At 56.8% G+C, this 8,598-nt stretch carries 4 protein-coding genes; all 4 read right to left on the bottom strand.

All coding sequences use genetic code 11. From position 1 onward, the window contains the following. Positions 1–185 precede the first annotated feature (185 nt). The 4 genes from Pla100_RS10215 to Pla100_RS10200 all read right to left on the bottom strand — a co-directional run bounded on the left by Pla100_RS10215 (position 186) and on the right by Pla100_RS10200 (position 8,333). Positions 186–1,823 (bottom strand): ABC transporter permease, encoded by a 1,638-nt coding sequence (locus tag Pla100_RS10215; protein WP_197167841.1) that lies wholly within the window; start codon positions 1,821–1,823, stop codon positions 186–188. 414 nt (positions 1,824–2,237) lie between these two features. Further along, entirely contained in the window at positions 2,238–3,692 is a 1,455-nt protein-coding gene (gene dnaB, locus Pla100_RS10210) for a replicative DNA helicase (RefSeq protein WP_146577593.1), read from the bottom strand. A 112-nt stretch (positions 3,693–3,804) separates the two neighbouring features. Further along, positions 3,805–5,496 carry a DnaA/Hda family protein gene (locus tag Pla100_RS10205; RefSeq protein WP_146577592.1) on the bottom strand — a complete coding sequence of 564 codons (1,692 nt, stop codon included), beginning with the start codon at positions 5,494–5,496 and terminating at the stop codon, positions 3,805–3,807. A 518-nt stretch (positions 5,497–6,014) separates the two neighbouring features. Continuing rightward, complete coding sequence (locus tag Pla100_RS10200) at positions 6,015–8,333, bottom strand: site-2 protease family protein (RefSeq protein WP_146577591.1); 2,319 nt, start codon at positions 8,331–8,333, stop codon at positions 6,015–6,017. Positions 8,334–8,598 lie beyond the last annotated feature (265 nt).

Below are 8,598 nucleotides of genomic sequence, written 5' to 3'. Positions count from 1 at the left end.
CGATTTTTCAATCCAGCGTCAGTTCCGATGATTGCGAATCGAAAACTGCTTCCGAGCAGACCGGTGAAAATATGTACCCGTAACAAAATTGCCTTCCCACTTGAAAACCATATGGCAGTCTTCAAAACTCACGCTTCGGGTTTCGATGAGGACTAAATCAACAGCCCGCGAGAGTCGACGCTGAGTTACTCCAAATGGCCGCCGAGCCGTTTGAGTTTGGTGGAGATCATGGCTGAACAAATCGCGAGGATAACGAGGCTGAACGCGAAGTAGCCTACGACGACCCACGGTTGACCGTCGAAGGCGGGTTCGGATGCGTCGACTCGCAATAAGTTCGTATCCATCGGCAGTGAAAACAAAGCCCGGAAAGGACTGGTCACTCCGAGTGCGTCGACATAACCAATCGTCGCTTGGGGAAGCTCTAACGTTCGACACAAGATACTCAGTCCGGGCGGGACGACATACAAAGCCAGCAACACCACGTAAGTCGTCATCAATGCCATCACGGTTCGACGTTGATACAACGACGCGGTGATCGCGATCACCGCGTTGACGACGCTGACCATGATGGGGATCGCGAACAGGCCAGCCACCAGAGCCCAATTCGAGTAGAAGTCTGGATTGAGCAACAAACCTAACAACATCGGCCACACCAAGAAACTAGTTAGCACGAAGGCGACACGAAAACCAACGACAAACTTGCCCCAAAAAATCTTCCACGGCGAGAGTGTTGTCGTCAGCAACAAGTCAAGCGTTTGGCGTTCGCGTTCGCTCGTCATTGCACCGGCCAAGAACACTGGACCGACCAACAGATTGAACACGATTACATAAACGGCAAACCATGGCGAGTGCGGTGTTAGCCAAAACAACAATACTCCCATCAACGGGATCGCCAACAAGATACTGATCTGAATCACCAGTCGCAGCATCAACGTGCCCTGACTGAATATCTCTCCGTGAATTTCTTTGTCGTAAACCGGATTCGCGCCGTCTTCCATCAACGTGTCACGACGTGGCGGTGCGAACAGTCGGTCGGGAAACTGGTCGGGTTGGATAATCAATCCGACCGCCTCGGCGGCCTCCTGTTCCAAATCGATGACCTCCTTGCCTTCGCTTCCGACGTCGGGTGGATAGAGCATTCGAGACGACGTGGCCGCCGTCATTAAGATCACCGCAGCGATGGCAAACGCTGGCACGACGAAAATGATTACCTTTAAACGCAATAGGCCGTCAAAGGCCAACGCCTGCCACAACAACACGCCGCCGATCACCAACGGCAAGATCACCAGATAACTAACGACCAGCGAATTACTCGTACGCGAAAAGTAACTGCTGCAAAACACCCCGATCGCGCCGAACAAAATCACCGACACGAACAGTCCCAAGTAGGCTGCGGCGACTTCGTAAACACTGACCCCGCCGAGAGGCAGGAACAAGACGATGATCGGAAGCGATGCAACGATCAACAAACCCAAGTGCGTTAGCGCTGCGACCAACTTGCCGATCACGATCGCTCCGGGACGCAGCGGACTGGCGAGTAACATCTCGTAAGTTTGGCGTTCTTTTTCACCCGAGATCGTGCCGGCGGCGAAACTGGGGGCGATCAACGAAGCGATCACGTATTGGCCCAAAAAGAAAAGATCGACCAACCGCCGTGCCGACGGCGGGTTTTGAGTCAGGTCCAATCGTTCATCGCTCGGCCAGGCAATCAAGGTCACCGTCGCCAACAAAATCTGGTAGACGGCCAACAACACGAACGCCCGGCTGGTTCGCAAGTTGACGAGCAGCTCACGTTGCAAAACGGGGTTTTGTTTCAACCCCAAACCGGGCGGAATGCTACGAAACCATTCGCGAAATCCGTCGGACCATCCGGGCGTCTTGATGGATTGCGGTTGTGGATGGGAGGTCTTCAAGGGAGGTGACTCAAGAAATCGATGGACGTAGGGCGGCGTGGTCTCGATCAATCTTATCACGTTGGTCGTCGGATGATGGAGCGCAACAATCGGTCCCTCGCTCACGCGTCGGGTTGTGATCCGAAACCGTGACTAGCGGGCTGTTGATTTAGTTTGCATCGCAACCCGAAGCGTGAGCGAGGGATACATACAGAGGATTTAATAGCGTTCAATCCCTCGCTGACGCTTCGGGTTACGATTAAATCAACAGCCCGCTAACGCCAAAACGGCTAATTGAATCGGCAGTCTCCGAAGTTGGGGGAGGCGACCCAAAACCACCTCGAACTAAAACCCGCCCGGCGAAGTGAACTCGCGGTAATCGTCGAATTCGCTGTGATGCTCGGCGGCCCGGTTGCTGAATCGTGTGAAGTCAGCTTCCCATGTCAGCTCGACGTCGCCGACCGGGCCGTTTCGTTGTTTCGCGATGATGATTTCGGCTTGGCCGGCGTACTGGGCTTTGTCCTCGCCGCGGTGGTAGTACTCTTCACGGTGTACGAACATCACCACGTCGGCATCCTGCTCGATCGCCCCAGATTCACGCAGGTGGCTGAGTTTGGGACGGTGGTCCTTGCCCTCTTCGGCTTGCCGGTTGAGCTGGGAAAGACATAACAGAGGAACTTCGAGCTCCCGTGCGACGCCCTTGAGTCGCCGGGCGATCTTCGCGACTTGCTCCTGACGCGGATCACGTGAGTTGTCCGGTTCGATCAGTTGCAAGTAATCGATCACGATCAACCCGAGATCGTCTTCGCGGCGTTTGATGCGACGGGCCGCCGCCGCGATCTCGCTGACGGTACGGCTGGGTGAATCATCGACGAACAGCGGTACTTGACTGATCTCATTGGCCTTTTGAACCAATCGGTCGCGGTCTTCACTTCGAATCGAACCGTTGCGTAGTTTGTGACCGTTGACGCGAGCGATCGAACACAACAAACGATCGGCCAATTCGATCGCCGACATTTCCAAGCTGACGAATAAAACTGGGCTGCGTTGTTTGACCGCGACGTTCTCGGCGATGTTCATCGCCAACGCGGTCTTACCCATCGACGGACGTGCGGCGAGAATGATCAACTCGCCGCTGTGCAGTCCGCCGGTCATCTGGTCAAAATCGATCAAACCGGTTTCGGCACCGCCTTCGACATAGTCGTCGCGCATTCTCGCTTCCATGCGATCCATCGCTTGGTGCAACACGTCGCTGATGCTCGACACGGCACTGCTGCTGCGGCCGTCCATGATCGCAAAAACTTTTTGTTCGGCTTGGGCGCACAGTTCCTTCGCCGTGCTGCTTTGTTCGTACGCTTCTCGGAGGATCTCGGTGCTCGATTCGATGAGCCGTCGGTAGACTGCTTTTTCAGTCACAATTTCGGCGTAATAAACCGCGTGGGCCGCGTTGGCGACACTGCCGGCCAATCGGGCCAAGTACGCCGCCCCGCCGGCCTTTTCAAATTCGTTGGCGGTTCGCATTCGAGAGACCAACAACGTCACGTCGATCTTTTCACCCGTGTCGTACATCTCACGCAGGTGGGTGTAGATGATCCGATTGGCATCGTCATAGAAGTCGTCGGCTTTGAGCGACGCGATTTCGTCGCAGATATCGGGCATCAACAGGATACTGCCGATCACGCCCATTTCCGCTTCAAGTTCGAAGGGCGGTTGTCGTTGCAGGATCTCGCTGGCGGAGGCTTCTTTCTTCTTTTTGCCGCGAAATCCGGAGCCGCCGAACTGGTGGTCGTCTGCAATCATCCGTGTGACCGTGTGGGGGGAAGGGTGGGAATCAAAAGAACCAGTGTCCGCAACGATTTCTTTCATTGTCGGACATTTGCCCGCCGCCGCAACGGCGAAAGTGTCCAGGGGGTCAACCGACCCGCAAGCGAGCTTCCACGCGGGCGATCGCTTCCTTGGCAGTCATGGCCGCATCGCCACCGCCGATGGGTTTGCCAGACGACAGCCAAGTTTCGACTTTTTGCTGAGCCGCGATCGCGCCGGAATGGCTACGCCGGCCGAAATGTTGTGCGATTTCCGTGAATGCCGAACCGGTGTGTTGCCGGGCCAAGTACATCGCCAGCGTCCGCGGTTCGCTGACACGTTTTGTTTGGGCCTTGCCACGCAACCCTTCTGCTTCGATGCCAAAAGCCTCGCAAACCGCCTTTTCGATCGAACGCAACGAAGGGGCACTGCGGGTGTTGCGGAGCAAGTCACCGCCGAAGCGACGAACCTCGTCGATCGTCGGTTCACGACGATACATACGCTGCAACATGCCGATCATGTTTGCGACCCCAGTGACAGCCCGCGCGTCGCCGCCGACTGCCTCGCTGACCTCTCGCAATAACTCTTCGTCGCAATCAAGCACGCAACGGGTTTTCACTAATCGTTGCAACAACTGAAATCGTGTAGCCGGATCAAGCATTGTCAGCGGACACACCAGCCCCGACGCCATCCGCCCGGCGACCTCGCCGGTCAGGCCCCGGATGTCGGCGGGCGGTAAGTTGGCCGTGAACACGAGCGGCTTGCCGGCGGCGGTCAATGACTCGACCGTGTATAACGCTTCGCGTAACGTCGCTGTCTTGGCGGCGAGAAAATGCACGTCGTCGATTAACAACGCGTCGACTTCGCGATATCGACGGCGAAAGGCGGGCAGGCCGGTCGTATTGACCGAACTAATGAAGTCGTTGGTGAATTGCTCGGCAGTCAATAATACAACGCGACGCATGCGACGTCGGCGTCGAAACTCCTCGGCGATCGCGTAGAGCAAATGCGATTTCCCCGTGCCGGTCGGTCCGTGAAGAAACAGAGGCGTGGCCACTTCGGGCGTTGAGATGGCCATCGTTGCGGCCGAGAACGCGAATTCATTGCAAGGTCCGGTCAGGAAACTGTCGAGTGTTCGACCGCCGGTCGGGTACGATTCGGGTAACGGTGGCATCGTGGCCACATCCGATTCACGGCGTGAATCGACTTTCGACCCTGTCAATTTCGGTTTGCCGGATCGAGAGCCTGAACCGTTTACATGGACGCCATCGATCGAATCGTGCGCAAGCGTCGATTGCGACAGCAAACTCGATAGTTGATTTGCGTTTCGTTTGGTCGCACGGCCCTGTGTCGCTTGGGTACGTTTGGCCCCTTGGGTTAGTTTGGCCGCTTGGGCACGTTTGGATCGAGTCGACTTCGCGGACATGTCCGAAGCCGTTTCAGTCCCGTCCGAGTCGTCGTATGAATCTCCGTACGAATCCATCAAATCGGACTGCCCGTCGAGCAAGTCGGGCTGCGTCGTCGCTTGGGCTACCTCCAAACGGAATCTCGCGTGATCGCCCAACGCGGCGATGGCCGAGGCCCGCAGGTCGGACGTGAAGTTCTTCGCAATCCGGTCGGCCGCGAACGGCCCGCTGACTTCCAACAAGACCGCGTCGGAGTCGTCGCCGACCTCGAGAGCGAATCGAACGCCATGGGTGAACCACAGCCGGAAACGATCCGTTCCGATGCGTTGTCGCAAGGCGTCGGTAAATCTACCGATGGCTTCCTGCGTCTCGATGCTGCCTTGCGTCGACGACATACCGGTAGCGACAACTCCTTTTGGAAAAATGATGAGGGCGGCGACAACGGGTCGCCAATGGAACGAAATCGTTCTCACATTTCGGCCGGAATCCCGGCGATCGGTCGTGAAAAGCGGATTCGAAAAGTAACTGCCGCCGGCCTCTTAGCTCCCTCGCGACGTGGAGGCAGATTCTAGGTTTGCTAGCAAACAAGTCAAACAGTTTTGCTCAAGTTTACCCGAGTGAAATCCGACGAGCGCCCCCCGAAGCCGGGGTGTCTCGCAAATCGTTGAAGTTCGGCGCAAGTCGTCTCCAGCTCGATGCCAAAAACCATCGGCAATCCGACTTTGACAACTGGTGGAAAATCTGTCGATAACCGGAACCACATCGAATCTTCATAACCGGACAGTGCGTCTAAACCGTTACGGCCAGAATACTTAGCGTTCAAGCTTGTCGCCAGATTGAATTTTGGCTCAAGATTGAGTGAGCTTGTAAAGAGAATTTTGGTGTCGGAGCCGACGCCGATTCGGCCGCCCCGTCATCGAAACCGAACGACACTGGCGATCGCGTCGGCGAGCCGTTTGGCGAGACTGCGTGGCGGCAAGCTGATTTTCAGCCGACCGCTCGAACCCACTCGCCATAGTCCGCCCGCCGAATCGGATGATTCTGAAGAGGTGGGCGATTTTACCGGGTTCCAGTCCACGTCCACCTTGACCATGAATCTGGTTTCGGGCGTCCATGTTTTTTTCATGCTTGCCGGATGATCGCGGCGGATCGAATCGAGCGTCGGAGCGAATCGCTCGTCCGACAATGCGGCGACTCGGCCGAAGACGACACGCTGCGGTTCCGCGTCCCAAATGATTTCCGCCTCGGCTCCGACCGTAATGCGAGCCGCCGTCGCTGCGTCGACCGGGGCTTCGGCCGCCCAATCGTGTGGGGCGGCGACGGAAAGCAATTCGGTGCCCGTCTCGAAGAAGCAATCGACATTTTCGGGGTCGGTGGGGTGTCCCATCCAAGATGTCATGCGAATGTCGTCTCGCGATAAAGACGGCAAACGATCCGCGTCTGGATCCAAGACGCTGTCATCGAAACTGGGAACCGAGTCCGCCGCGTTGGTCGGGTTGCCGGGTGCGGCGACGACCACGCCATCGGCCGGTGACTTGATCGAAAGCCCTTCTTTTTGACGTTCGATCGCGGCCAACTCATCACGAAGTTGCGTGAGCGTTTCGTCCGCTGCGGCAAGGTGCTCGGCTGCTTCGGGGACGAGCGTTTGGGATTGCCGGAGCGTTTCCATTCGGATCGTGTGTTGTTTCAAACGTCCGTCGGCATCAATCCATTTGGATTGCAGCGAAGGATTGCGAAGTTCCGCAATGAGGTCGCCGGCGGCCACGTGTTGGCCCGGTCGTACATACCACTTCACCAACTGGCCGGCCGAAGGGGCAAAAACGCGAGTTTCGGTTTGCGGGATTAAACGAGCCGTCACGACCACGTCGGAAGCATAAGGCACCAACGAAGCGACTATCAAAGCGGCGACGACGAGTGAAGTGCATGCGAGTCGAGTCACGCGGATCTTCCGTCGTTGTGCGGGGTGGCGAAGAAAACGAATCAACGGCATTGCGGCGGCAATAATCATACTGGCCGATGCGAAAATCGCCGCGAATTGCCCGATGACTTCGAGACCGTAGGGCCGCAGTGATATCCAAATGAAACCGACGATCGCGAACATCAGCATCCACCGATACATCAACGCCGCGATCGCGTAGACCAACATCCAAACCGATCGATCGGCCGGTTCTCCGGAGCCGTTCGCGTGCCCGACGCCCAAACAGATGCGGGCCAAAGTGGACGAGAGCCGTCGATTGGCGCGTTGTCCCAAGTTCGGCGTGTCGGTCAGATCGGACAATACATAATAGCCGTCATAACGCAACAACGGATTGGCGTTGAACACAACCGTGCTGATTCCACAAACCACGATCACGTGTGCGGCCGTCGTGTGCCACCAGCCCGGTCCGGTAATCAACCAAATCCAGATTGCAGCCGAGGCGATCAAAACCTCCGTTGCGATTCCCGCCAATCCTACCGCCGCCCTTTTCCATCGACTGGGCAACATCCACGACGCAGAGGTATCGCAATATAAGGCCGGAGTTCCGACCAACAACATCGCGCCGATGCTGCGACAACGAGCCCCCATTCGCTCCGAAACTGCGGCATGTCCGAGTTCATGGGCGACCTTGGTCAACGCAACCACAACGGCCAGCCCGATCGCGTTTTCATAAGTCAGCCATTGGGACGCCGAAGGGAGTTCACGTACAAACGAGGCGGAGTGAACAAGGATGGCGATTCCCGCCGATACGATGAAGGCAGACGCAATGGCCAAACCAAGCGGCGAAAGCAACGGCCGTACGAGCGGCGATAGCCAACGCATCACGGGTGCCGGATCGACTCCAGGAAATCGAATGAACAACCACTGCGACGCCAAACCCAGCCACTTTTGACGGCGCTGTCGATCGGCGCGTAAGAGCAGCGGATCGCCTTGTCCGAGCGAGTACGAGATCGTCAATCCGCATTCATGGAATCGCAGCAGCAAGGCGTTGATCTGGGCCGCCGAGACGCGGCGATTCGGATAGCGGGTTTGATACTCGGTGCGGAGATTCTCGAGCGAACGTCGGCCGTCGAGTTGGCACAGAAGAAAGTATTCATCTTCGCGCAGTCGGTGATATTTCCCCGCAACGGGATCCTCCACGTTGACCCACCCGGCATGACGATGCGAAATTCGCACCGCTTTCAAACCCACCTGATGCCGCACCGCAAGGGGCCGCTCGGTCGAACTGCGGTGGGTATCGTTCGCACGGAACATGAAAGACAAGATTTAGAAAAAACGAGTGTGTTTGGAGTGCTTGTGGACCGCTAAGCATCGCATAAAAAATAAGTGGTGGCGACTTTTAGTCGCCAAGTCCTAAAACGGCGACCGAAAGTCACCGCCACTTGCTCAATGCGTCATTTCAGCTACCACGTGCACCCTCAACACTGATTAGGTTACAGCACTAGTTTTAGATGCGACGGGATCGCTTTCCCAATCAAACCGATTCCTTTCGGGCAAACCCATCCTTTTCCGGCCAGGT

Origin of the sequence: Neorhodopirellula pilleata (assembly GCF_007859915.1) — a bacterium.
GTDB lineage: Bacteria > Planctomycetota > Planctomycetia > Pirellulales > Pirellulaceae > Rhodopirellula > Rhodopirellula pilleata.
This window is presented reverse-complemented; position numbering and strand designations above follow the sequence as displayed.

Bases quoted from the DNA above. Each gene is read 5' to 3' on its own strand.
- dnaB (WP_146577593.1), bottom strand. From the start codon at position 3,692: ATGATTGCAGACGACCACCAGTTCGGCGGCTCCGGATTTCGCGGCAAA.
- Pla100_RS10205 (WP_146577592.1), bottom strand. From the start codon at position 5,496: ATGTCGTCGACGCAAGGCAGCATCGAGACGCAGGAAGCCATCGGTAGA.
- Pla100_RS10200 (WP_146577591.1), bottom strand. From the start codon at position 8,333: ATGTTCCGTGCGAACGATACCCACCGCAGTTCGACCGAGCGGCCCCTT.